General features: G+C 60.6%; 18 protein-coding genes and 1 tRNA gene. 8 read left to right on the forward strand and 11 right to left on the reverse strand.

Annotated elements, in window-relative coordinates; genetic code table 11:
• Positions 1–50 precede the first annotated feature (50 nt).
• Positions 51–1,442, forward strand: a complete 1,392-nt coding sequence (locus HMPREF1219_RS07590; RefSeq protein WP_016458312.1) for an RNA-binding domain-containing protein — start codon at positions 51–53, stop codon at positions 1,440–1,442.
• An 85-nt stretch (positions 1,443–1,527) separates the two neighbouring features.
• Here the strand turns inward: HMPREF1219_RS07590 and HMPREF1219_RS07595 are convergent, their stop codons facing one another.
• Genes HMPREF1219_RS07595 through dcd form a run of 3 tightly spaced genes read right to left on the reverse strand, consistent with a single transcriptional unit; the run spans position 1,528 to position 5,079 of the window.
• A complete protein-coding gene (locus HMPREF1219_RS07595) occupies positions 1,528–3,129 on the reverse strand; it encodes an inorganic phosphate transporter (RefSeq protein WP_016458313.1) in 1,602 nt (533 codons plus the stop codon).
• An 11-nt stretch (positions 3,130–3,140) separates the two neighbouring features.
• Positions 3,141–4,481 carry a UDP-glucose dehydrogenase family protein gene (locus HMPREF1219_RS07600; protein WP_040427453.1) on the reverse strand — a complete coding sequence of 447 codons (1,341 nt, stop codon included), beginning with the start codon at positions 4,479–4,481 and terminating at the stop codon, positions 3,141–3,143.
• Between the two features lie 34 nt (positions 4,482–4,515).
• Positions 4,516–5,079, reverse strand: coding sequence for a dCTP deaminase (dcd, locus tag HMPREF1219_RS07605; protein ID WP_016458315.1), 564 nt, complete (start codon positions 5,077–5,079; stop codon positions 4,516–4,518).
• A 36-nt stretch (positions 5,080–5,115) separates the two neighbouring features.
• Here dcd and HMPREF1219_RS07610 point away from each other — a divergent pair, with 36 nt between their 5' ends.
• Positions 5,116–6,744: a bifunctional ADP-dependent NAD(P)H-hydrate dehydratase/NAD(P)H-hydrate epimerase gene (locus HMPREF1219_RS07610; RefSeq protein WP_016458316.1), complete on the forward strand. Its 1,629-nt coding sequence runs from the start codon at positions 5,116–5,118 to the stop codon at positions 6,742–6,744.
• Between the two features lie 51 nt (positions 6,745–6,795).
• Positions 6,796–6,869: transfer RNA gene (locus HMPREF1219_RS07615), tRNA-Gly, on the forward strand.
• Positions 6,870–7,018: 149 nt separating this feature from the next.
• Here the strand turns inward: HMPREF1219_RS07615 and HMPREF1219_RS07620 are convergent.
• From HMPREF1219_RS07620 to HMPREF1219_RS07645, 6 genes are all read right to left on the reverse strand, one after another.
• Positions 7,019–8,410 carry an ABC transporter ATP-binding protein gene (locus HMPREF1219_RS07620; RefSeq protein WP_016458317.1) on the reverse strand — a complete coding sequence of 464 codons (1,392 nt, stop codon included), beginning with the start codon at positions 8,408–8,410 and terminating at the stop codon, positions 7,019–7,021.
• Positions 8,407–9,093: an energy-coupling factor transporter transmembrane component T family protein gene (locus tag HMPREF1219_RS07625; protein WP_040427455.1), complete on the reverse strand. Its 687-nt coding sequence runs from the start codon at positions 9,091–9,093 to the stop codon at positions 8,407–8,409. The genes HMPREF1219_RS07620 and HMPREF1219_RS07625 overlap by 4 nt, the downstream gene beginning before the upstream one ends.
• Positions 9,086–9,685 carry an MptD family putative ECF transporter S component gene (locus tag HMPREF1219_RS07630; RefSeq protein WP_016458319.1) on the reverse strand — a complete coding sequence of 200 codons (600 nt, stop codon included), beginning with the start codon at positions 9,683–9,685 and terminating at the stop codon, positions 9,086–9,088. Before HMPREF1219_RS07630 ends, HMPREF1219_RS07625 begins: the two co-directional genes overlap by 8 nt.
• Positions 9,686–9,720: 35 nt before the next feature.
• Positions 9,721–11,469: an ABC transporter ATP-binding protein gene (locus tag HMPREF1219_RS07635; RefSeq protein WP_016458320.1), complete on the reverse strand. Its 1,749-nt coding sequence runs from the start codon at positions 11,467–11,469 to the stop codon at positions 9,721–9,723.
• Positions 11,466–13,253, reverse strand: coding sequence for an ABC transporter ATP-binding protein (locus HMPREF1219_RS07640; protein WP_016458321.1), 1,788 nt, complete (start codon positions 13,251–13,253; stop codon positions 11,466–11,468). The genes HMPREF1219_RS07635 and HMPREF1219_RS07640 overlap by 4 nt, the downstream gene beginning before the upstream one ends.
• Positions 13,254–13,338: 85 nt before the next feature.
• Entirely contained in the window at positions 13,339–14,916 is a 1,578-nt protein-coding gene (locus HMPREF1219_RS07645; RefSeq protein ID WP_016458322.1) for a recombinase family protein, read from the reverse strand.
• Between the two features lie 642 nt (positions 14,917–15,558).
• On the opposite strand from HMPREF1219_RS07645, the gene HMPREF1219_RS07650 reads away from it, so the two are divergent.
• From HMPREF1219_RS07650 to HMPREF1219_RS07665, 4 genes are all read left to right on the forward strand, one after another.
• A complete protein-coding gene (locus HMPREF1219_RS07650) occupies positions 15,559–16,851 on the forward strand; it encodes a hypothetical protein (protein WP_016458324.1) in 1,293 nt (430 codons plus the stop codon).
• A 32-nt stretch (positions 16,852–16,883) separates the two neighbouring features.
• Positions 16,884–17,453 (forward strand): hypothetical protein, encoded by a 570-nt coding sequence (locus tag HMPREF1219_RS07655; RefSeq protein WP_016458325.1) that lies wholly within the window; start codon positions 16,884–16,886, stop codon positions 17,451–17,453.
• On the forward strand, positions 17,454–18,026 hold the full coding sequence (locus HMPREF1219_RS07660) for a hypothetical protein (RefSeq protein WP_016458326.1): 573 nt from the start codon (positions 17,454–17,456) through the stop codon (positions 18,024–18,026). It abuts the gene before it with no gap.
• A gap of 318 nt (positions 18,027–18,344) precedes the next feature.
• Positions 18,345–19,430: a hypothetical protein gene (locus HMPREF1219_RS07665; protein WP_016458327.1), complete on the forward strand. Its 1,086-nt coding sequence runs from the start codon at positions 18,345–18,347 to the stop codon at positions 19,428–19,430.
• Here the strand turns inward: HMPREF1219_RS07665 and HMPREF1219_RS07670 are convergent.
• Both HMPREF1219_RS07670 and HMPREF1219_RS07675 read right to left on the reverse strand, forming a co-directional pair.
• A complete protein-coding gene (locus HMPREF1219_RS07670) occupies positions 19,425–20,519 on the reverse strand; it encodes a pyridoxal phosphate-dependent aminotransferase (RefSeq protein WP_016458328.1) in 1,095 nt (364 codons plus the stop codon). The genes HMPREF1219_RS07665 and HMPREF1219_RS07670 overlap by 6 nt on opposite strands.
• The gene (locus HMPREF1219_RS07675) at positions 20,520–21,782 is read right to left on the reverse strand and encodes an alpha/beta fold hydrolase (RefSeq protein ID WP_016458329.1); all 1,263 of its coding nucleotides are present in this window, start codon (positions 21,780–21,782) and stop codon (positions 20,520–20,522) included. It abuts the gene before it with no gap.
• A gap of 251 nt (positions 21,783–22,033) precedes the next feature.
• Here HMPREF1219_RS07675 and HMPREF1219_RS07680 point away from each other — a divergent pair, with 251 nt between their 5' ends.
• Entirely contained in the window at positions 22,034–23,920 is a 1,887-nt protein-coding gene (locus HMPREF1219_RS07680; protein ID WP_016458330.1) for a potassium transporter Kup, read from the forward strand.
• The last annotated feature ends 5 nt before the right edge of the window (positions 23,921–23,925 follow it).

A 23,925-nucleotide genomic window follows, 5' to 3' on the forward strand; every position in this document is an offset into this window, starting at 1 on the left:
GAACTGCGGAGAACATTGTACTCGAAACGGTTTCGAGTACAATGTTGGGCATGGCGCTGCACACCGACGAGAAAACCCTTCTCACACGAGACGAGGACCAATGGTTTGACCGCAAGTCCTTCCGCATTAAACCGAAGGATTTGGCGAAAACGATCATCGCCTTTGCAAACGCGGAGGGCGGAACCATCGCAGTTGGGATCACGGACAGGAAGTTCGACGGAATGCCGTCGACAAAGCAGGACAATGAGCTCCGGCAGGCGACGTTCGATCACACCGACCCCACAGTGAGAGTGAAAATTGAGACGGTAAACCCCGAGGAGAACGTCTCCGTTTATTTGTTTCATGTCTTGCCCAGCGATCGAGTGCACTATCTCAAATCCGGCGAGTGCTTCCTCCGTGTGGGTGACGAGACACGTTCCCTCGGCCCTGACGATATCCTCGAACTTCGCTACTCCAAGGGGGAGCAGCAGTTTGATGCCTCCGTGCCAGCCCACACATCGCTCGAAGATCTTGACATGCAGTTGGTGGAACAGTACGCGGAGGCTATCGGCTCGTCGTCCGCGATGGATGCGCTAAAGGCAAGAAACCTGATTAGCAGGAACGAACAACCCCGCACGGCCGCGATCCTCTTGTTTGGAAACTCTCCGCAGCACCTCTTTCCCAACGCGCACGTCCGGGTGGTTCGATTCAATGAACCCGCCCGCTTGCCCGGGCAAGAGCAGCAAATTGTAGGCGACGAGCGTTTCGAGGGCACTCTCCCCCAGCAGATCCACCACGCACGCAACTACATCTCATCGATCCTGCCCAAGGTACGCAGGTTATCTCGAGACGGCCTGTTCGAGGAAGAAAACCTCATTCCCCAAGACGTGTGGCTTGAGGGATTAGTCAACGCGGTCATCCATCGCTCCTACAGTATGAGCGGGGATCACATCCGCTTTGAGGTTTACCCCGACCGCATCGAGATCTCCAGCCCAGGTCGCTTCCCGGGCCTCGCCGACCCAACGAAACCAGAACAGATCTCCAGGTTTGCCCGAAATCCCCTCATCGCTCGGGTGACTGCTGAGCTTCGCATCGGCCAAGAACTTGGGGAAGGTATTCGGCGAATGTTTGCGGGAATGCGGAAGGTCGGCTTCGCCGACCCCATCTACGCGCAGACCAGTGGAAGCGTAGTCCTCACACTCAACGCGGTTCAGAGGCTCGGCCAGGGCTTAAAGGAGAAGCTTCCCCGGTATTCGGAGGAAGCTCTACTCGCCCTGCAAAACAGTCCGCTTCCCCTATCAACCGGCCAGGTCGCAGATACACTCGGGGTTTCCAATCCACCTGTACGCCGTGCGCTCCAGGCACTCAGAGACGCAGGCCTCATCACGTGGAGCGGAAACGGTCCACGCGACCCACGGGCAACGTGGAATGTGGTCGCTCCACTCAACTCACACCAGTACTAGAAACGTACTCGAAACGAATTTTTCTAGTCTGACCTGCGGAGAACATTGTACTCGAAACGGTTTCGAGTACAATGCGGGGCCGTTTCTACATGGCGAAGAAGAAGCGGATGATGACCACGGTGATCGCACCGATGAGCGCAGAGGCGGGGACGGTGATTGCCCAGGCAAGGCCGATCGGTTTCATGAGCGCCCAGTTGGCGGAGTGATTGACCACGCCGATGCCGAGGACGGCACCGATGAGGATGTGCGTGGAGGAGACGGGCAGCCCCAGCATGGAGGCCGCCATGACGACGGTGGCGGCGGACAGCTCGGCCGAGAAGCCGCTGGCCGGGTGCATCTTTGTCAGCCCCGTGCCCACTGTGTGGATGACGTTGCGGCCGATGAACCACAGGCCGACGACGAGCGCCACGCCGGCCGTGAGCATGAGGAAGGGCGGGACCTGGGTCTCCGCGACGATGGCGTCGTAGTGGAGGACATCGAGAACAGCGGCGAAAGGGCCGACGGCGTTGGCGATGTCGTTGGAGCCGTGGGAGAAGGCGAACGCCGCGGCGGTGAACACCTGCATCCAGGAGAAGATGGTGAACGTGGCCATGTCCAGGGGCTTGGAGGCCAGCTGTTTGGCAAACACGTGGACGGCGAACCAGGCGGTGACGCCCACCATGATGAGGAGGATGACGGTGGAGGTGGTGGTGAGCTCAAGGCCGACGTTTTTCAGGCCCTTGACCAGGAGCATGGCGGCGATGATGACGGCGCCGAGGGCGGCCAGGAAGGGGGTGCCATGGATGAGGGCGCGGTGGGAATCGATGGACTCGGCGCGCTCGTTGATGCGGTAGAGATCCTGGTAGTAGGAGGATTCGAGGTCTTCCAGACAGTAGTGATCGCCGGACATGGTGATGGTATCGCGGGCCATAGCGGCCACCTCGCGCTCGCGGTCAGCATCGCTAAGCCTGGTCAGCTGCTTCTTGTGGCGGGCGCGGCAGGCGTTGCGCTCCTCGCGGATGGTGGACAGGCGCCGCTCGGCGTTGTCGTTGTAGCGCAGGATGGTGCTCTTGATGGTCTTGTACAGGAAGTAGGCGGCAAGCCCGCCGAGTAGCGGGGAGATAAACCAGCTGAGGACAATGCTGCCGATCTCGCCCCACTGGACCATCTGCCACGGGTGGCTCGCCGCGGAGGCGACAAACCCGGTGGTCACGGCCGCGCCGACGATGCCACCGACGATGGAGTGTGTGGTGGACACGGGCCAGCCCTTGATGGTGGCTAAGAGCAGCCACACGGCGGCCCCAACGAGCGCCGACATCATGATGTAGGCGAAGTCCATGGGGTTTAAGGCGATGCCGTCGAGATCGACGATGCCGGATTTCACCGTGTCCGTCACCTCGCCACCGGCGAGCATGGCACCACCGATCTCGAACACGGCGGCGATGAGCAGGGCCTGCTTGAGGGAGAGAGTTCCCGCCCCCACGGAGGTGCCAAAGGAGTTAGCTACGTCATTGCCACCGATATTGAAGGCCATAAAGGAGCCGAAGATGATGGTGAGGATGAGGATGGGAAAATGCCTGTTCATCCCCACCGATCGGGTGGCCCAGATGGTAAAGGCGATGACTGTTACGGTGAGTAAGGTAGCGAAGACGATGTGGAGAACTCTGTCAGTTCCCTTCGACGTTCGCTGCTTAGAGGTGACGGCCATACCTCCTATTGTCACTCACCGTGTCCGAGAGCCTGAACTCGCCACCCCTTTTGGGTCCAATCGTCGATAGGAAGGACGTTGCGCGCGTCCAGGATGAGGCGCTGTTTGACCAGTTCACCGGCCTTTTCCGGGTCCATATTACGAAACTCGTCCCACTCGGTGGCGAGGATCACAAGGTCTGCCCCCGTCAGCGCGGTGAGGACATCGGGGGCGTAATCGAGCGTGGGGAACACTTTGGCCGCGTTGCCCATGGCCTGTGGGTCGTACACCGTCACCGAGGCGCCCTTGAGGGAGAGCGATCCGGCGACGGAGAGGGCCGGGGAATCGCGGACATCATCCGAGTTGGGTTTGAATGCGGCGCCCAGGACGGTGACGTTCTTGCCCAGCAGGGAACCGTCGAGAAGCTTCTTGGAGAGGGTGACCACGTGCTCACGGCGACCCATGTTGATGGTGTCGACCTCCCGGAGGAAGGAGAGGGCCTCGCTCGCGCCCAGCTCGCCGGCGCGCGCCATGAAGGCGCGGATGTCCTTGGGCAGGCAGCCACCGCCGAAGCCGAGGCCGGCGCGGAGGAACTTCTTGCCAATGCGGTCGTCGTAGCCGATGGCCTCGGCCAGTTTGGTCACGTCCGCGCCGGTGAGCTCGCAGATTTCACTCACGGCGTTGATGAAGGAGATCTTGGTGGCGAGGAACGAGTTGGCCGAAACCTTCACCAGCTCAGCGGTGGGCAGATTGGTGAGGACGAGTGGCGTGCCCTCGGCTAGGGGGCGCGCGTAGATCTCGCGGGCGACATCGATGGCGGGCGAGTCGGGCGTGGCGGTGCCGAGCACAATGCGGTCGGGCGAGAGTGTGTCTTTCACGGCGAAGCCCTCGCGGAGGAACTCGGGGTTCCACACGATCTCCACGCGGGTCCCTCCGTCACCGTCGGGACCGTCGTGCACTAAGGAATCCACCCGCTTCTGCAGCTCAGCGGCGGTGCCGACGGGGACGGTGGACTTGCCAAAGATGATGTGCTCGCCGCGCAGGAGCGGGACGAGGGTATCGATGACGGCGTGGACGTAGCGGAGATCCGCGGCGTACGAGCCGTGCGTTTGCGGGGTGCCCACGCCGAGGAAGTGGACGTGGGCGAAGTTGGCGGCCTCCTCGTACGAGGTGGTGAAGTTGAGCTGCCCCGACTCGCTGCCGCGTGAGAGGATCTCCGGGAGGCCGGGCTCGTAAAACGGCACGCGCCCGGCGGCGAGCGCCGAGATCTTGGACTCGTCCACGTCCACGCCGAGGACTTCGTGGCCGAGTTCTGCCATGCAGGCCGCGTGGGTGGCACCGAGGTACCCAGTTCCAATCACTGTCATTTTCATGACACCAGAGTTTAAGTGCCACCCGCCGGGCCCGCTACTGGAAATTCAAATATGCCCTCGAGGGGGTGGGGCCGCGCTGCCCCTGGTACTTGCTTCCCAGAGCCCCGGAGCCGTACGGCACCTCTGCGGGGGAGCTGAGCGTGAAGATGGCGAGCTGCCCCACCTTCATGCCGGGCCACAGGGTGATGGGGAGGTTGGACACGTTAGAAAGCTCAAGGGTGATGCAGCCATCGAAGCCCGGGTCGATGAACCCGGCGGTGGAGTGCGTGAGCAGGCCCAGGCGCCCGAGGGAGGATTTGCCTTCCAGGCGGGCAGCGATGGTGTTGGCGAGGGTGAACCGCTCGAGGGTGGAGCCGAGGACGAACTCGCCGGGGTGGAGGACGAACGGCTCGCCCTCGGGAACCTCGACGAGGGTGGTGAGATCGTCCTGCTTCAGCTTCGGGTCGATGTGCGTGTACTTTGAGTTGTTAAACACGCGGAAGAAGCTGTCCATTCGGCAGTCGACGCTGGAGGGCTGGACGAGCGCCGGGTCGTACGGGTCGATGCCGAGGGTGCCGTCCTCGATGGCCTGTTTTATATCACGATCAGAAAGTAACACGCGACCAGTCTATTACGGTCCACTACGATTAGTGCCATGATAACTCTCATGAGCGCCTTTCCCCGCTCGATTATTCGCCGCTGCGAGCAGACGCTGTTGGACGCCGAGCAGTTCCCGGACCAGCTCATGCAGGACGCCGCCTCGAAGGTGGCCGAGGTTGCGGAGGCGATGCTCCTGGGCCCCACCCCGTTTGTGGGCCCGGATCTCTTTGACGAGGACGCCGAGATGGATGACCCGGCCCCGCTTGCCGGCTACTCCGTCCTCCTCGTGGTGGGTTCCGGTGGCAACGGTGGCGACGCGCTCTACGCGGGCAGGGACCTGGCCGCCCGTGGCGCGGAGGTCACCGCGCTCATCCTCACCAAGGCCCAGAAGCGCGCCCTCGACGCGTTCCCCGGCAGGATTGTTAACCGCATCGATGCCGTCGACCCCCGCGACTTTGATTTGCTTGTCGACGGCGTAGCTGGGCTGGGAAGCACCCGACCGCTCGCGGGCGAGGTTGCTCACCTGTTCGCCGGGTCGATCGGTGTGCCCGTCTTGTCCATCGACGTCCCCAGTGGCATCGACGCCGACACCGGCACCTTCCACCCCGAGGGGCTGGCCGTGTTCCCCGACGTCACCATCACCTTCGGCGCCCTGCGCTACGCGCACGTTATTGCCCCCGAGTGCGGCGAGGTGATCGTTGCCGATATCGGCGAGGACATCCCCGTTGATGGCACCCTCCAGCGGCTCCTTTACAGTTCCCACCGCCCACTCACTGAGGCGCACCGGGCCGTCCACACTGCTACCACCCCCATCCCGCCCGAGATGCTCACTCTCGAGCCCGCGCACGACATGTTCATTTTCCAGCCGCACCCGCGGGGCAACAAGTACACCAACGGTGTGGTCGCCGTGCTCGCCGGCTCCGAAAAGTACCCCGGCGCCGGGGTGCTCACCACGCTGGCGGCGCTCAATACGAACTCGGGGCTCACCTACTACGTGGGCGATTCGCCGGAGGTCATCTCGGCGTGCCCCGAGGTGGTGATGCGCCCGCGGCTGGAGGATGTGGAACGCTTTGATGCCGCAGTGATCGGGCCCGGGCGTGGCGACTGCAGCGAGGAGTTGGCGGCCCTCTTGCGCACTAAGGTGCCGCTGGTGATTGACGCCGACGCGCTCACCGCGCTGGCCAATAACGACCTGCTCAAGCAGGCGGTAAGGCGCAGGGAGGCAATCACCATCCTCACCCCCCACGAGGGCGAGTTCAAGAGGCTTTCCGACGCCACGGGTACCCCCCTGGAGCGCGCCGCCGCGCTGGCCACCGACCTCAAGTGCATCGTGTTGCTCAAGGGACGCATCACGACGATTGCCGAGTGGGCCGACTCCGTGCAGGCCCCCCTTCTCACCACCGTCGATGCGGGCAGCAGCTGGGGCTCGGTGCCGGGCTCCGGGGATGTCCTCGCCGGCGTCATCGCGGCACTGTGCGCCAACGTACATGCGCGCATGGGGTTCATCTTGGACCTCCCGGACGTTTGCCAGGAGAACTACTATTCGCCGGCCACCGCGGTGAGCCTCCACGCGACAGCGGCCTACCTCTCCGCCCAGACGCCGTACGGGCCCGCGCCGACGCGCGCCACCAAGATTGCCGAATCGATTGGCTCCGCCATCGCCATGCAAAACAGGGGGTCCTAGCCCCCAATTTTTAGCGGGTGCCGTTGCGGTGGTACACTAAACGGCACCGTTGCCGATGTAATTCAATGGTAGAATGTCAGCTTCCCAAGCTGAATACGCGGGTTCGATTCCCGTCATCGGCTCCACTTAGACGTCGAAAATGATAAGTCGGTGTTAGCGTTAGCGAGTATGGCCCAAGGGGGTCAAGAAAATCGCTTGCGTTAGCGAGTGTATAGCGCGTTTGCCCTGACCTGCGGAAACGCTTTCCTCTCTTTCGGCTGAGCGAGCGTTTGCGTTAGCAGGCGTTGATTTGGTCGAGGCGGACGCTATGGTCGGCGACCTCGGTAACGAGTTCGGCGTCGTGGGTGATGACAATGACGACGGCACCGGTATCGGCGAGTTTACGCATTACTCGGGAAATCGCGACAAGGTGCTTGTAGCCCACACCTGATGTTGGCTCGTCAAAGATGTAAACTTTCTTGTTCGCGGCAAGCGCTGTAGCAATAACCAGGCGTTGGCGCTGCCCACCGGACAGAGCCTGAGGATGATCGGACTCGTGCTCCGCAAGATCGAGTTCTTCAAGGATCGTGTGGGCGTCGATGTGCTGCTTTTCGGCTTTGGTCGTGCCGAGCGTGACTTCGTCAATAACGGTGTCCGAGAACAGCTGCCGGGTGGGGTCTTGCATGACGAGGTAGGCGTCCCGGCCGGCGAATTTTTGCCCATTGAGTGTGATGGATGCACCTTTGGCTTTTTCGAGTCCGCAGACGATCCGTGCCAGTGTTGATTTGCCCGACCCGCACGGGCCAATGAGCGCTGTGATTTTCCCTGCCGGAAAGAGCACATGGCCGACATTGAGAACCGTTTTCCCGTGGCGGTAGGCGAAGGTGAGGTTGTCGATCGTGAGCCCTTCACCTTCTGGTTCGGGCAGGCTCGGCATGGGTACGGGCACTAGGGATCGCAGTCCAAGCTGTTTGCGCTCCTCATCCGAGGTAGCGTAGAACTCTTCGCCGGTTGCGGTGAGGGCGATCTTGCCTTTATCGAAACAGTAAACGCAGTCGACGATCCCGGCAAGGAAACTCAGCCGGTGTTCAGCGATGATGATGGTGTGTCCATCGGCTTTGAGCCTGGCGATGAGAATGGCGAGTTGGTCGATAACGTCAGCTGACAGGTTCGCGGTCGGCTCGTCAAAGACAATCAGCGACGTGTTGTTGCACATGGCGACGGCGCAGGCCACGCGTTGCATCTGTCCGCCTGATAGTTGTGTGACGCGGGATTCCAACAGGTCGGCGATACCTAACTCGGCTGCAACCTCGTCAATGCGGGCACAGATCTTCTGCGGGTCGCGACCGAGATTTTCTGGGCCGAAGGCGAGTTCTTGACGCACGTGAGTGGTGTAGAACTGGGTGCGCGGGTTTTGAAACACTGTCGAACAGTGGTGGGCAAGGCGTGGCAGGTCTGTTTGTGCCACGTCAATGTCGTCAACCGTGACGCTTCCGGTAAGGTCGCCGTCGTGAAAGTGTGGGATGAGCCCGTTAAACAGCCGTAACGCGGTGGTCTTCCCCGACCCTGAAGCGCCACACAGCAAGGTGACGGTTCCGGGTGTGATGGTGATGGTTGCGTCATTGATTGAGGGGTGGTCTGCTCCCCGATAGGTGAAGGTGACGCCGGTGGCTTGGGCTGTTGTCATAGGACGATTCTCCATATCGCGAAACCGATAACGATGAGCAGAATGACTGCGTCGATCACACGGAATTTCACGACCGTGACTGAGGTGGGCTTTGCGGTTCCACCCAGTCCGCGCACGAGGGCGGCCGATGCCAGTTCGTCCCCACTGCGTACCACGGTCGATAGCAGCGGGATTGTGAAGTACTGGGCCGCGCGCAGGGAAAGCGCGGACATGCCGCGTAGCCTCATCGCATCTGAGATCGCTTTAACCTCGTGGCCGATCACGGGCAGCACACGTAAGGCAACCGAGATTGGGATCGTGAAACAGGTCGGGATCCGTGAGCCGGCGAGTGCTTTTTGCAAGGTGGCGGGTCGGATCACGCCGATCGCGTAGGCTCCCATTCCTGCGCTGACACTGAATCGCCACATCCACTGCAAAAACACCACGAGGAACGCGCCGGCCGTTGACTTCCACACCTGTGGTATCACGAAGACGAGCCCGCCGAGGACCGCAAACGTGGCCAGGTAGACGGCCACCCAGATCGGGCGCACGAGCGTGTTGGGGTTGATCGCAACGCTCGCCAGCATCACGGCGGCGAATCCGCCCAGAGCACACACGAACCACGGCGAGTAGGCACTGTAGATCGTGGTGGAAACGATGACGAGCGTTGCGATAATGGTGCGCGGGTCGGGAAGTTTAGACAAGACCGGCCCGTTCAAAGTGTTTACGCGCAATCCGAGTTCCCATCAGACCTGCGATCCAGCCAACGATGAGCATCACGACGAAGAAGCCCAGCAGAATCGGAATCGTGACCACCTGCGCCATCTTGGCGGCGTAGTCTGCGCCCATTTGTTCGGCGATCTGCGACATATATGCGTCTTGGTTCATAAATAGCGGCATCCACGGTGACACGTAGATCGGCAAAATAAACAATGCGTAGGCCAGGGGAACGCGCACTTTCATGCTCTTCGGCCCCTTGGTGACGACCAAATCGGCAAGCAGGCCGAACACAATAGCAATAGCAATGCCGCCTACCCAGTGCCCGGTCACGGAGAAGAGGATTTCGATGATAATCAGCATGATTGTCAATGCCCACATCTTCGGCGTACGGGCAGTGAATAGAGCGAAGACAATGCCGTTAATGAGGATCGAGATTAAGAAGCCGGGGAACATCGCGGCCGGACCGAAGAAGCCGAGCATTCCGAATGCAAACACGATGACGAACATCAAGGCGGTGAAGACGCCAATGTTGATGAAGTCGCGCGTGTTGAGGCGCGAGGACGTGCGTGTGGACATAGTTATTCCTTTCACGATTGTGAACAGTGCTGTGTTTAGACGAGTTGCCATCCGGCTGCGTTGATGCGCTCTTGCCAGAAATCGCGGTATTGACCTGGCTGGTTGACCAGCTCGTCGTGGCACCCGCGCTGGGCGATATGCCCACCGTGGGAGAGGACGATGATTTGGTCGGCTTGGCGAATGGTTTCAAGTTTGTGGGCGATCACGATTAGCGTGGAGTGCCTGCGTAGCTCGTTCATCGCCGCAACAATGTTGGCTTCGTTTTCCGCATCCAGCGCGCTGGTGGCCTCGTCGAACAGCGCGATCGGGGCTTTCTTCACCAAGGCGCGGGCGATAGAGACGCGTTGGCGTTCCCCACCTGACAGTGCGCGCCCGCCAGCACCTGCCAATGAATTCCAGCCGTCTGGGAGCCGGTTGACGATTTCCGTCACGCCCGACAGGTCAGCGGCCCACCTGATTTCTTCATCGGTAGCTTCTGGGTTGCCAAGGCGAATGTTGGCTTCGAGAGTGTCATTGAATAAATAGACGTCTTGGAAAACGAGAGACACCTGGCGCATCAAATCTTCGGTGGTCTGCTCGCGCACATCAACCCCGCCAACGCGTACGCTGCCGGACTGCACATCCCAGAAACGTGCAACCAACCTCGCGATTGTGGTTTTTCCGCAGCCGGAAGGGCCAACCAGGGCACACATGCCGCCTTGCGGGACATGGAAGGAAATATCACGGAGAACCGGGGTGTCCGGATCGTAGCCGAAGGTGACGTCCTCGAAACGAACATCACCAGGAGCGCTCACCGGTGTGGAGACATCGGGTTCGGACAGTTCGGGAGCGTCCATGACCTTGTCGACGTGATTCATCTGCTGACGGCGTTCTTCCAGCCCGGTCATGCAGCCACCGATGTCTTGGAGCATGGTGGTGAACCGCAGGCACATGCCGATGGTGACCACAGCGTTCAACGCATTCATCTGCCCGCCGAGGGCGAGTTGGGCGGTCAGCCAAATCATTACCACGACAAGGGCTTGGACGAACATTCCGTTTATCAGGTTCGCTAATGTTTCGATCCACAATGCTTTGCGGCTTTTGCGGTCAGCCTGTTTGAATGCCCGATCAAGGGCCGGGTAGTCGTCGGCGACGTGACAGGAGCGCAATGCGCCTTGGCAGGTGGCGAATTCGACCATGCGAGCCGCCAACTCTGACTCGGCTGGTTCGGAAACCTTCTTACCTTTATCAAGAAGCACGCGGGAGATATGGAGGAAGGCGAGCATGATTGGGAAGGCGATCGTCAAGGTCAGTCCCAGCCGCCAATCCCAGAACCAGGTTCCCACAGTGACTACGAGCACGGCTGAGAGTTTTTGGAGGAGGGAGAAAATAAAGTGCGCCGCCGACTCACCCAAGTTCATCATTTCCTGGGTGACCATGCGCGACAGCCGTCCAGAACTACCCGAATCGAACATGCCCAGTGGTAGGCGGGCTACCTTGTTGCCGACCGCTTGGTGGACGTCGTGAATGAATCCGAGGGCCCCGATATAGCCGGTGCGCATGCCATAAAACTCCGTGCCCACGCCCAGCACCGCGATTACCGCCAAGGCGATGAGCCATCCCCAAAACGATAACCCCCACACTGGCATTCCGGTCGCTAGGGCACTTGCTGCGGGGAGTAGCGCGAGCAGGGCAAAGCCGTGACACAGTCCTGAGACCGCACCCCACGCTTGGCCGACCGAGAGGTTTCGCCACGAGGCGGGTTCCATCAAACGCTTAAAGCGTGGCAGCAATAGTTGGTTCATCGTGTCATCTCCTCGCATGCACCTTGGGCAAGAAGTGCCTGATAGTGCGCATTACCCAACAGCTCGTCGTGTGTACCGACCACAGCAATGCGCCCGCGTTCCATGACGACGATTTGGACTGCCCCTCTGATCGAGGCCAGTCGGTGGGCTATCACAATCACGGTTCTGCCTTTGGCAAGCGTGGATAGGGCTTGTTGGATTTTCGATTCTGATTCCGGGTCCGCCATCGCCGTCGCCTCGTCCAGCACCAACACTGGGGCATCAACCATGAGCGCCCGGGCGATCGCGATACGGGCTGCCTGCCCGCCCGAAACGTGGGTGTCCTCCCCCAACACGGTGTCGTAACCATCTGGCAGGCTCATGATGAACTCGTCGATCTGCGCTGCCCGCGCCGCCTGCCGCACCTCTTCTAAAGTCGCCTCTGGCGCGCCAAGAGCGATGTTGTTTCGAATGGTGTCGCGAATAAGCTGTGCATCTTGCAGGACGAATGCGACCGTCGAATACAACACGTCCTGGGAAATGTTCTTTAGATCAACCCCGCCGATGGTGATCGTGCCAGCGTCCGGGTCATCGAAGCGGGCAATCAAACTCGCCAGCGTCGACTTCCCCGCGCCCGAAGGCCCAACCAGCGCGGTCACCGTGCCTGCCGGAATGCTCAGGCTCACTTCGTCTAACGCTTGGGTCTCGTCATAGGCATACGACACACCCCGAATCTCGATATCATGACCGTGTGGTGTCTGCGGCGCATTGGGCTGAGGCAATGCCGGTAGCTCCATGACGTTCACCAGCCTCACTGCCGCAGACCCTGCGAGCTGGTACGACCAGGCGATGGTTGCGACTGCCATCAACGCTCCCGGCAGCACCAAGGCGATCAACGTGGTCGTTATCACCTCGTAGATGCTCACCCAACCGGCGTTCATCATCAACGCGCCACCGCCAAGGTTCACGATCAACAACACCGGGATTGACACCCACGAAAATGAGGCGACCGACATCGACACCAGCGGCATACACCAAGCCCGGTAGAACTTAGAAAACTCGTTAGCTGCATCTAAATAGGCTTTATGTGCTTGGCCGACCTTGCCGAACGCTTTCACCACTGAGATACCGGCCACGAACTCGGCCATCGTTGCCGAAACTTGGGCGAGCTTGGTGTCCATTTGCGCGGTCTTTTCGTTCATGCCGCGCATCGACATGCCATACATGCCCACATAGATCGGGATCGTCGCGATCGACAGCAACGCGAGTCGCCAATCCACCACGAATGCATAGGCCAACAAAGCGAGCGGGGAGACGATCGCGTTCAGTTTCTCGATCGGCCCGTGCGCGATCACTGTGTGCACCGTGGCCGTATCATCCTGAATGGTCTTGCGGATCTTTCCCTCACCCTCGCGGGTAAACCACGACAGCGGAGCAGTCGACATTCGGGCGGCAATTTGCCGACGCATCTGATTACGCAACGACAGGTCAATAAAATGCGTCACGCCCAATGCAACAAAATATAAGGTCAACCGGGCCATGTATGCGCTGACGAGGAGCATCACGATCCAGTTCACCCCCGCCGGGTCCACCTGGTCTTGCATAAGTTCTCTGCCAAGCTCCACCAGAGCCACATACGGGGCAATAGCCAACACACCAGAGAGAAAAGCCAAAACCTGCGCGATAAACAGTTTGCCTTTCACCGGCTGCGATAGCTGACGGATCGCGTTCTGGCCAGCGACAGATTTTTCCTTCGCCGACCCGTACTCGTCTTCAACAACCTGATCCGTTACACTATCGTTCACGTAAACACCATCCTTATTAGGTAAGGCTCACCTTACTTTATTTCTGTGAGGTGTGCCTAACCGTGCACGTCAACTGATACGAGCATCACTCTTTCAGGGCCATGCTCACCTGTTCACCTGTGCGGAACACGAACCGGATCGTATCCTCGTCTACGATGGCGTGATCGATGAGAGCGCTCCATTGTGCGGGGTGAAACTCGCTCACAGGTTCGCCCGTCAAATCGCCTAGGGTTGTGGTGATGGCGGCGTGCTTGGCGGTGTTCGCTGCGATATCTGCTTCCAGGCTTGTTTTACGTGCGAGCGTCTTACGGTAGATAGTATCGAGTTCGGTGTAGCGGGCTTGGTAGGCGTCCTGGTTGAGCGCACACCGCTGGTTTTCCGCAATCAGCGCCTCGATCTGCTCGGTCAGCTCCACGATTTTTGTTTGGCAGGCAGCGGCCTGTTCTTCCAAACGGCTCGTACCGAACATGTCGCCAAGCACCTGCGGTAGCTGGCTTTGCTGCGGACGGCGGGCGATCAGTTGATTGAGCGCTTGCACGAAAGAATCCTTGATCTGCTCGTCTTTCACCGTCGCGCTGCTGCAGGGATGTTCGTCTGTGTATTTGTGGTTGCATTGCCAGACTGTGTACTTGTATTTCGTGTTCGACGCCCACGTCTTACGCCCATACCACACCCCACACCGAGCACATTTGAGCCGGGTGGAGAACAAGCCGACTTTCGCTGACGATATGTTGCCATGCCTGGTGGCGAGCTCGTATTGCACTTGATCCCAGATGCGTGGAGCAATAATCGGCTCGTGGTTGCCTGTTACGTAGTATTGGGGTACTTCGCCTTCGTTGACCTTCATCTTTTTAGTAAGGAAATCGGTGGTGAACGTCTTTTGCAGCAGGGCGTCGCCTTTGTATTTCTCGTTCGACAGGATGGAGCGCACTGTCGATGTCGACCACACTTCTTTCCCGCGTGGGGTGAGGATCTTGCGGGCAGCGAGTTCGGTTTTGATTTCGCTGATGGCCATCCCGTCAAGGAACAGCTGGTAGATCAGCCTGACGGTCGGAGCTTGGGTTTCGTCGATGACGAGGCTGCCGCCTGCTCCTTTCTTGTATCCGAGTAGGGATTTGTAGGGCACCATGACTTTCCCATCTTGAAAACGCTTCCTGTGCCCCCAGGTGACGTTCTCGGAGATCGAGCGGGATTCTTCTTGCGCCAGTGAGCTCATGATCGTGATCAATAGCTCGCCTTTGGCGTCAAAGGTGTAAATATTTTCTTTCTGAAAATAAACCTCGACGCCTGCGTCTTTGAGCTTGCGCACGGTAGTGAGCGAGTCGACGGTGTTGCGTGCGAACCGGGACACACTCTTGGTGAGGATCAGGTCGATTTTGCCTGCCAGGGCGTCATCGATCATGGTTTGGAAACCTTCGCGACGTTTCATGGAGGTGCCAGAGATGCCCTCATCGCAGTACATGCCCGCGAACTGCCAATCATTACGGGAATAAATGTAGGTGGTGTAGTAGTCGATTTGAGCCTCGTAGGAGGAGGTTTGCTCTTCCATCTCGGTGGAAACTCGCGCATACGCGGCCACCCGCCTGTGTGCTGGTACACCAGATGAGGCTGCGGCAGATCGAAGCTTCTTTGTTGCGGGTATCGCTGTGACGGTGCGACTCATGCCAACCTCCCCTCACTGGTTAACCCCACCGGCGTCATGGTTCCATCCGCGAGGTGGAATGTGAGCTGATGCTCGAAGGCCTCGATCATCACGACCTGCTCAGCAACATGGACAGGATCGAAACCCTGGGTGCCGACCGTCATCGGCTCCAAACTCCCGGAGTGTTTCCACTCCGGGTTTTTTATTTCAGGGTGGGGTAGCAAAGGTGTATCTGGCCTGCGTATGTCCTATCCTCATGCCACTTGGGATGCCGTATTCGGTTGGGATCCCAGGACCCAAGGGGGCCGGACTTCCCGTTTGTTGCTGGCTGTAGACACTTTTCAACGGCAATCGACCGCACCCCCCGACAGACACCCGACCAGGATCCTCCACAATTGCGCCCGAACCCCTTTTCTCGCATCACAATCCTTTATCACGACGACAGCTGTTTTCCGTAGAAAAACCTCTTTTTGTTCCATAACCCACGACCACCTTTTCTTACCCAAACGTAGGAAGGCAAACACATTTGTGCAGCACATGTGCGTTGATAACGCTTTGGAAAAGTTTTCCCCTTCCCCTTGCACGCTAACCCGTCCCCATGTAATTTTAGAGCACAACCTAAGCAATTCTTATTTTATGGGTAAAAGAAAGGACGGTTCCACCATGGCGTTCACGCAACAGCGCCGGGCATTCCGGGCGTTGGTGGGTGCCGTCGCTCTCGCTGCACTCGCCCTCGCGCCTGCCGCCCAGGCCGCCGACATTCCGCCGCTGCCGCAGGGCTACCCCATCGCCAACCTGTACTCCACCTGTACCGAGGCATCCGCACACGCCGAGGGCTACCCCGAGTGGCACTTCGGCGAAACCGCCCGGCGCTACCTCTCGGACGGCACGCTGCAGTTCACCAACCGCACGCAGCAGACCGTGCCCTACACGGCGACCGTGGAGACCGGTGTCAACCACGAGATCAAGGCCAATTCGGCGGCGAGCCTCCCCAACGGCTGGCAGACCACCGCGAAGAGCGACATCGGCCTCAAGCTGTCCAACGGCTGGACCGAGGGCGAGACCGTGGGACCGGTCAACCTTAAGCCCGGCGAATCGCTGCGCGTGGAGTACGGCACCGTGGAGAAGGATTTCATCTCCATGTTTGTCACCTGCGATAACGGCGTGCTGCGCAACGGGCCCTCCGCCAACGTCATCCGCGGCACCGGCCCCGCCGAGCGCTACGCGTTCGCCTACATCATTCGCGCCGACGGCTCCATCTCCGACCTCGCGCTCGAGATCCCCAGCCGCTCCCCGTCCGCCAACAGCCGGCCGATCGAGGGAACGTACAATTCGGTTTCCGGCCCCAGCCTGGAAAAGATCGCCGATCCGGTCCGGGATACGGTGGTTGAACCCGTCGACAAGCTAGACAAGGACCCCTCGTGGCCGGAAGAGGGCGAGACGTGCTCAGCCAGCGACCCACGGTGGTACCCCCTCGACATCACGGCCGTGGCGCCCACCTTCCGTAAGCCCGGGTACTCCCAGGACTTCATGAACTGGTCCAAGGGCGACTACGAGTACCACCCGGTGACCGACCACGTCGTTGGCGCCGAAAACTACCAGTACACCAACTGGAACGGCAACACGGGCCACGTGCCCGTCGGCTGGCTCAACTCCGTTGGCGCCGTCCAGCGGGCGTACATGCCCGTGGGAACCAAGCTCAAGGGCGTTGACCTGGCCCCCGGCGACCGCGTGCGCGTGGAGTACGGCACCACCATGACCCGCATCAACTACCGCGAGGTGCACTGCGGAACCGACGGCACCTATTCCCTGGTGTCCAACTACCCGCAGTCCTCCGCGCCGAGCGGATTCTGGGCCGAGGCGACAGTCACGTCTAAGGACGGCTCCACCCGCGTGGTGGACATCACCCCGGACACCTACGCCACCCTGCCCGTGCCCACCCAATCCAACTACTAATCCCCCCACCTGTTGCTTCAAAGGAGCTCACCATGTTCATCCGCCGTCTCATTGCCTCCGCCGCCACTGCCGCCACCCTCGTGGCGGGCATCCCCGCCGCCCAGGCCCTACCCGTCCGCGACCTCGGCACCGCCAACCCCACCACTATCGGCGCGGCCTGCACCAACCCCGGTGACCGCGGCCAGACCATCGACATCACCCGCACCTACTTCGACGGCTCCGCCGGCACGTGGACCGTGTCCAACTTCAACGACGAGCCGCTGCCGCTCACCCGCACCGTGCAGGAGACCAAGACCAAGACGTGGAACGTGTCCGCCGGCGTGGACTTCCCCATCCTGCAGCTCATCCACTTCTCCTTCTCCACCAGCTACACCGATTCCCAGAGCTACACCGTGGGTGAGCAGATCGGGCCGTACAACGTCAAGCCCGGCAAGACCGCCGTGCTCCGCGCCGGCTGGATTGTCTCCGATTTCCGCGGCCAGCACACCGTGTGCGGCTCCGACCACACGTGGCAGGGCACCGGCGATTACTTCACCGCCACCCTGCCCAAGGAGCGCCACGTGCAGATCTCCACGCGCGACAACGGCAAGCAGGAGTTCTAAATGAGGCGCCTCATCGCACTGGCGGTGGCGGCGATCATGGCTCTCCCCGCGGCTACCGCCTCCGCCGACCCCATCGACTTTGAGCTCCCGCAGCGTTGGAACACCGACTACACGCCGGGTTTCCACTGCGCGACGCCGGGTGAAAACGGCACGTACGTAACCGCCAAGCAGCGCTGGTTCAACCAGACCGACGCCGTGAGCGTGGCCAACTTTGATAGCGAGCCGGTGCCGGTGAAGCACACGGTGACGCAGACCCGCACGCAGACGACCGAGGTTTCTGCCAAGGCGAAGGCCACCGGTGAGCTGGCGAAGTTTGCCACCAACGCGTTCGGGTTCACCTACGTCAACCAGATCCACTGGAAGTTCAAGCAGGTTGTGGGCCCCTACACCCTCGCCCCGCACACGCAGGGCAGGCTCGTGTGGGGATTCATCGTGCTGGACACCGACAACCAGGACGTCCGCTGCGGCGAGGATCTTTCCTGGCACCCCGTGGGCCAGCCCTACACCGCCTCCATCCCCGAGACCAAGTACTCCGAGCTGCGCATCGACCAGCCCGATTACGAGCTGAACTAGCTCACCGCGAAGGCGCCGAACGACCAATTTGTTCGGCGCTTTTGCTTGTCAACTTTCTACCCGCCCCTGCGAGCAGCCGACATTCTTCGAGCGACAGTCTGACGACACCAGTTATCAACCACGGCCGCGTTCTTGCAAGCACCCCCAAATGAGAGTAGTTCGACTATTTAGCACTGAGACTTTTTCTATAATTGAAAGAAAGAAAATTTCCTCATGGGATTTTTATACCCCAAAATTCGAACATGTGTTCCCCCACGCTCGCGAAAGCGGGTGTCACGAGGCGTAAATTCCCATGAAATAAGAGAAAGGACAACCAGCATGATGGTTCCAAGTGGCACCATGGACGCACACTTCTACAAGTTCACGCGAGCGATGAGAGAGCAGGACCACAACGAGTCGGCGTTTGTCCGCATGATCGACTCCATCATCAAGCGCTCACGCTTCCTCTCCCCACTCGACGCAGCCACGTTCACGCTGACAAAACCTCTGTCCGCCTCCTACGGCCTCACCAGCAGGTACCTTCAACGATTCCAGCTACAGGATCTTCCGCTTGCCACTCCCGTCTATGTCCATTGCCCAGGACTCGAAAGTGGCCAGCAACCGGCGTGGGATGTCAACGAAACGGTATCCGTCGAGCCCAAGGGACAACTCGCCCTGCACCGGGAAGAGATCCCACCCTTTGAGTTTGTTCAGCCAACCACACAACCTTCCGCGCTTTCTTACTGGCTGAAAAGGAATGCGTACCGCTTCGCCATCGATATTGATCCCTACGAGTTGACTTCAGACCTCGTGGGGGAAGCACGCCGCGAGGACCGAGGAGTAAAGGTCATTCAGGCTGGCAACAGCGAAACCCATTACAACCTGAATTTCCTTGTTCGCTACTACCCGCAACTCACCAACATCAGCGAGTTCGAGATACTGATCCACGAATTCGCCCATGTCATCCTTGGACACCTCGGCCCACTTCGTGCGCGCAACGAGGATAAGAGGGGGAAGGAATCGGATCGCAACCGGGTGATGATTCCAGACCAGATGAAGGAGTTTGAGGCAGAGACAGCTACGTACATGGTTGAGCGAATTCTGGGCATTGAAAGTAGTTCTGCTGAGCTTTACTACGACTACGTGGCCCAAGAAAGCCACTGGACCGCCGAGTGGTTGAGGGGATTCAGCATTACGCGAGTAGCGATCGGCGTGCGGAAGCTCTGTGCTATGACACGAGCAGTCTGCCTGCCGGAAAGCAAATCAATATCCTCCAAACATCCACTCCACACACCGCCGGAGAAGCCGTGGCTTGACCAGCAAAGAGATTGGCCACAAAACAAGGTGACCCGCGACGATTGCATCGACTACTTCACATTTGAAAAGCAAAGGAGGTTTAGAGATCCGCTGACCCAGGGCCTATAGGCTGACCTCCTCGATCACCTGCAGGATTCGCCGCGCTGCATTGGCGAATGCGTCCGGCTCCAAGAGCAGGGAGAGGCTGACAAAGCCCGGCACCCGCATATCAAAGAAGAAGCCCGGCTGGACTGTGACGCGTTCCTCCTGGATGAGCCTCACCACGAGGTCTTCCTCGTCGATGACATCGGGAAAACGCAGGAGCACATTCCACCCGCCCTCCGGCGGGTACACCGTGACAACGCCGCTGGCCAGCGCCTTCAGGGCCTCCAGGTTGCCCCTCACGCGCTCGCGCACGCGGGCCTGCTGGGAGGGGATCGCCTCGAGCATGGCGGGCAGGTGGTCGAGGATGAGGTCACCCACCGGCAGGTACGCATCGGCGATGATGTCCAAGCGCTTCAGCGCCTCCTCCACCTGATCGCCGGGGCCAGAGACCTCGATCCACCCGAGCTTGGCGTACGGGGCCGCAAGGTTCTTGGACATGCCGTCCAACGCGAAGGTGAGGACGCGGTCCTCGCCGGCGATGCGGTGGCGCTCCACCGCATCATCCAGCGGGAACTCGAAGAACACCTCGTCGGCGATGAGCGGCAGGCCGAGGCTCGCGAAGAAGTCCAACTCACCGCCGGACAGGTACGAGCCGGTCGGGTTGTTCGGGTTGATGAGCACCACCCCACGCGCGGAAGGTGAGGGGGTGAGGGACAAAGCGTCGACAAGCCAGGAACCGGCCCACTCGAGACGGTAACTTTGCGTGCCCACCGTTTCCAGCGCGGCGAGCGAATCGACGAGCGGGTAGCCCGGGCGCGGGACGAGGAGTGTGTCGCCCGGGTCGCACAGCAGCTTCGTCAGCCACGCGTAGGCCTGCGAGGTGGAACTGACGAGGTAGAGGCGGTCCGGATCGACCGTCCTTCCGTCACGCGCGCCGATAAACGCGGCAAGCTGCTCACGCGCGGCGCGAGCCCCACGCGGATCGGCGGCGTAGCGCCTGGGCGCGAGGCCATGGTGGGTGGGATTGGAATCGCTGGCGTCAACAACGTCTGGCGTGCGCGCCTTGGCGATGCGGTTCGGCTCGGTTACCGAAACGCGGGAGGAAAACCGCACTTAGCGGACCTTCCTACCGTGGGCGAGGTCGATCAAGTGGCGCAGGACGGCACCGCCGGAGGCGCGGAGGCCGTTGTGCTCGTGGAGGCTCGTCACGTACGTCTTCACGCCGGGCAGGAGCCGCGAGGTCTCGAGGGAGAACTCGAGCGGGACGTAGCAATCGTTGACGTAGACCGCGGCGGCACCGGTGGCACCCGAGTTCCTTAGCACCTCGGCATCGTACAGCTTCGGCCACTTGACCTGTGCGATCTTATCGATGACTTCCTTCCACGGCTGGAACGCCGGGACCGTGTCCGCCCACTCGCGGCGCACGTGTTCGCCGGTGAGGAGGGTGGGATCCCCGCGGAAAGCATCTGGGAACGTGCGCTCGGCGGACCAGTCGGTGACGAAACCGTCGGAGTAGCTCGACTCGTGGATGACGTAGTAGAGAATATCGCGGCCGCCGAACGGGAGCGCGTGCTCAAGATCGTAGAGGAACGCGTTGGTGCGCGGGTCACGTTCGAGCAGGTTATGGAGGGTAATCCAGCCGTTATCGGCGCCAAGAATATGTCCCAGAGAACGGATGCGCGACGGCGAGACAACCTCACCGGACGGCAGGACGATCTCGCCGCGCTCGGCCATGCCAACAAGTGAGCGGACCACGTCGCGGTGCTCGGGGAAACGGCGGTAGTAGGCCTCGGAGTAGGCGCGCATCTTCTCGTAGCACAGGCCGTACACGTCGTCCGGGTGGTGGCCGACGGCGGACAGGCCGCCGGTGAAGTACACATTATCCAGGCTTTCGGCGTGTTTGGTGAGGTACGCCAGCGTTGTGAACCCACCGAAGGACTGGCCGAGGGTGTTCCACTGTTTCGCGCCCAGGTGCTCGCGCAGCGCCTCGGCATCTTCGACGATGGAATCCGCACGCAGGTGGGTGAGGTATTCGGCAAGGAAAGCCGCCCCCTTGGAGAGGTCCTTGTCCCCCACCGGGGTGGAGTTGCCCGTGCCGCGCTGGTCAAGCATGACGACGCGGTAATGCTCGAGGGCCACGTCGAGCCAGTCCGGGGTGGTCGGGCCGTGCGTCACGCGCGGCGCCTCGCAGCCGGGACCGCCTTGAAGGAACGTGAGGTACGGCAGATCCTCGCCACCGGGACGAGTGACCACGGAGGCGAAGATATCGATGGTGCGGCCATCGGCAGGATTGTTCCAATCCAGCGGGACGGTGAGGGTGTGATCATCAATGCGCAGATCCCCGATGTGGCGGGTGCGAACGGTTTCGGAACTCATAGCTACAAGCTTAAGCCCTGGCACACAACGGGCAACTCGTCACCTTTTAGCCACCGCCCCCCAACTCTTATATCCAAGACACATTCATCACCGCATGTGACGGGCTCTTTCCGTGTAGTCTATGCGGTTCCCCACCCACATTCGCCCCGCCGAATAATAAATAAACCCCTGAAAACACCCAATTTTCCCTTTTGCCCAGTACTTATCATTCCAGTTTCCCTTGCGGTTATTCCGGCGTATGATTTCTGCTCATGCAAAAGCAGAGCCTCATGCACCCGAATAAGGGCGCAAGAATTGCTGCCACTGTAGCAGCGCTGGGCGTTGTCTTTGGTGACATTGGCACGAGCCCGCTCTACACGCTTCAGTCCGTGTTTTCCCTGGAACATGGCGCTATCGCGCCGACACCTGAGCACATCTACGGCATCGTGTCCACCATCGTGTGGGCGCTCATCATCATCGTCACGGTGAAATACGTGCGCTTTGTCATGAGCGCCGACAACGGCGGCGAGGGCGGCATCCTCGCCCTGACGGAGCTGGTCTACCGCTCTATCAAGAACCACAAGCCGTGGGCGCTGGCGCTCGGCATCGTGGGTGCCAGCCTGTTCTACGGCGACTCCGTCATCACCCCTGCTGTTTCCGTCATGAGCGCCATCGAGGGCGTGGGCGTGATTAACCCGCAGCTCACACACCTCGTGGTGCCGCTCGGGGCCGCGATCCTCATCGTGCTGTTTGTGGCCCAGCGGTTCGGCACCGCCGTGGTCGCACGCGCCTTCGGGCCGGTCATGGTCGCCTGGTTCATCATCCTCGCGGCGCTGGGAGTAGCACAGATAGTCATCCACCCGGCGATCTTCCTCGCCTTGTCCCCCACCTACGCCGTGAGCTTCATCCTTCACAACCCAGGGCTCGCATTCCTATCCTTTGGCTCCGTGGTGCTCGCGGTCACCGGCGCTGAGGCACTGTATGCCGACATCGGCCACTTTGGCAAAGCCCCCATCCGCCACGCGTGGCTCGCACTAGTGCTCCCTTCGCTGCTGCTCAACTACCTGGGGCAGGCAGCCATGCTCGTGGCCTACCCGGAGCGCATTTCCAACCCGTTCTTCCTTATGGCGCCCGAGTGGGCAAAGATCCCGCTGGTTGTGGTTTCCACCCTGGCCACAGTTATCGCCGCCCAGGCCGTTATCACCGGCGCCTATTCCGTATCTAAGCAGGCCCAGTCCCTGGGGCTTTTGCCACGCCTCAACATCAAGCAGACCTCCCACAAGGAGCGGGGCCAGATCTACATCCCGGCGGTGAACTGGCTACTGTTCGCCGGTGTCATGACGCTGCTTTTGGTGTTCCAATCTTCTGCACGGTTGGCCACGGCCTACGGCCTCGCCGTCACCGGCACGTTCCTCATGACCACCTCGCTATTCACCTGGTACGCGGCGACGGTACGCCACTGGAAGAAGTGGCAGCTCGTCCTCTTCGCCGTTGGGCTCGGATCCATCGAGCTCGTCCTATTTTCCGCCAACGCCATCAAGCTGCTGCTCGGTGGCTGGATCCCGCTCACCATCGGCACTGTCCTCGTGTTCACCATGGTGACGTGGCGCCACGGGCTGCGGATGCTGTTCAACCGCCGCAACGAGATCACCCCCGGCTGGGACGAGTTCATCGCCGGGCTACGTGAGAAAAACGTGGCAACGGTGCCCGGTACAGCCATCTACCTGCACCTCAACCAGGAAACCCCGCCGGCAGCACTGGAAACCAACGTGCGGTTCAACCACGTCCTGCACGAAAACGTCATCGTCATTCGCGTCATCACCACAAGCTGGCCGCGGGTGCTCCGCTCGCAGCGGGTGACCGTGGACACCATCTGCAACGATCCGCACATCACCCGTCTCACCTTGAACTACGGGTTTTTTGAGACCCCCGATATTGCGGCGGCTATCCCGCTCATCCGCAAGCAGGGCGTGCGCGTGGACGAGAAGCCGTTCTACTACACCGGCAGGCTGAGCCTCGTCCCCGGCGACAACACCGAGATGATGACGTGGCGCAAGAAGGTGTTCTTCTTCCTGTACCAGAACCAGGCCCAGCCGATCGGCTACTTCCGCCTCCCGCCGAAGCGAACGATCGACTACAACTCGCGGCTTGTTTTGTAGTGCTC

The organism is Corynebacterium pyruviciproducens ATCC BAA-1742, assembly GCF_000411375.1.
Lineage (GTDB): Bacteria > Actinomycetota > Actinomycetes > Mycobacteriales > Mycobacteriaceae > Corynebacterium > Corynebacterium pyruviciproducens.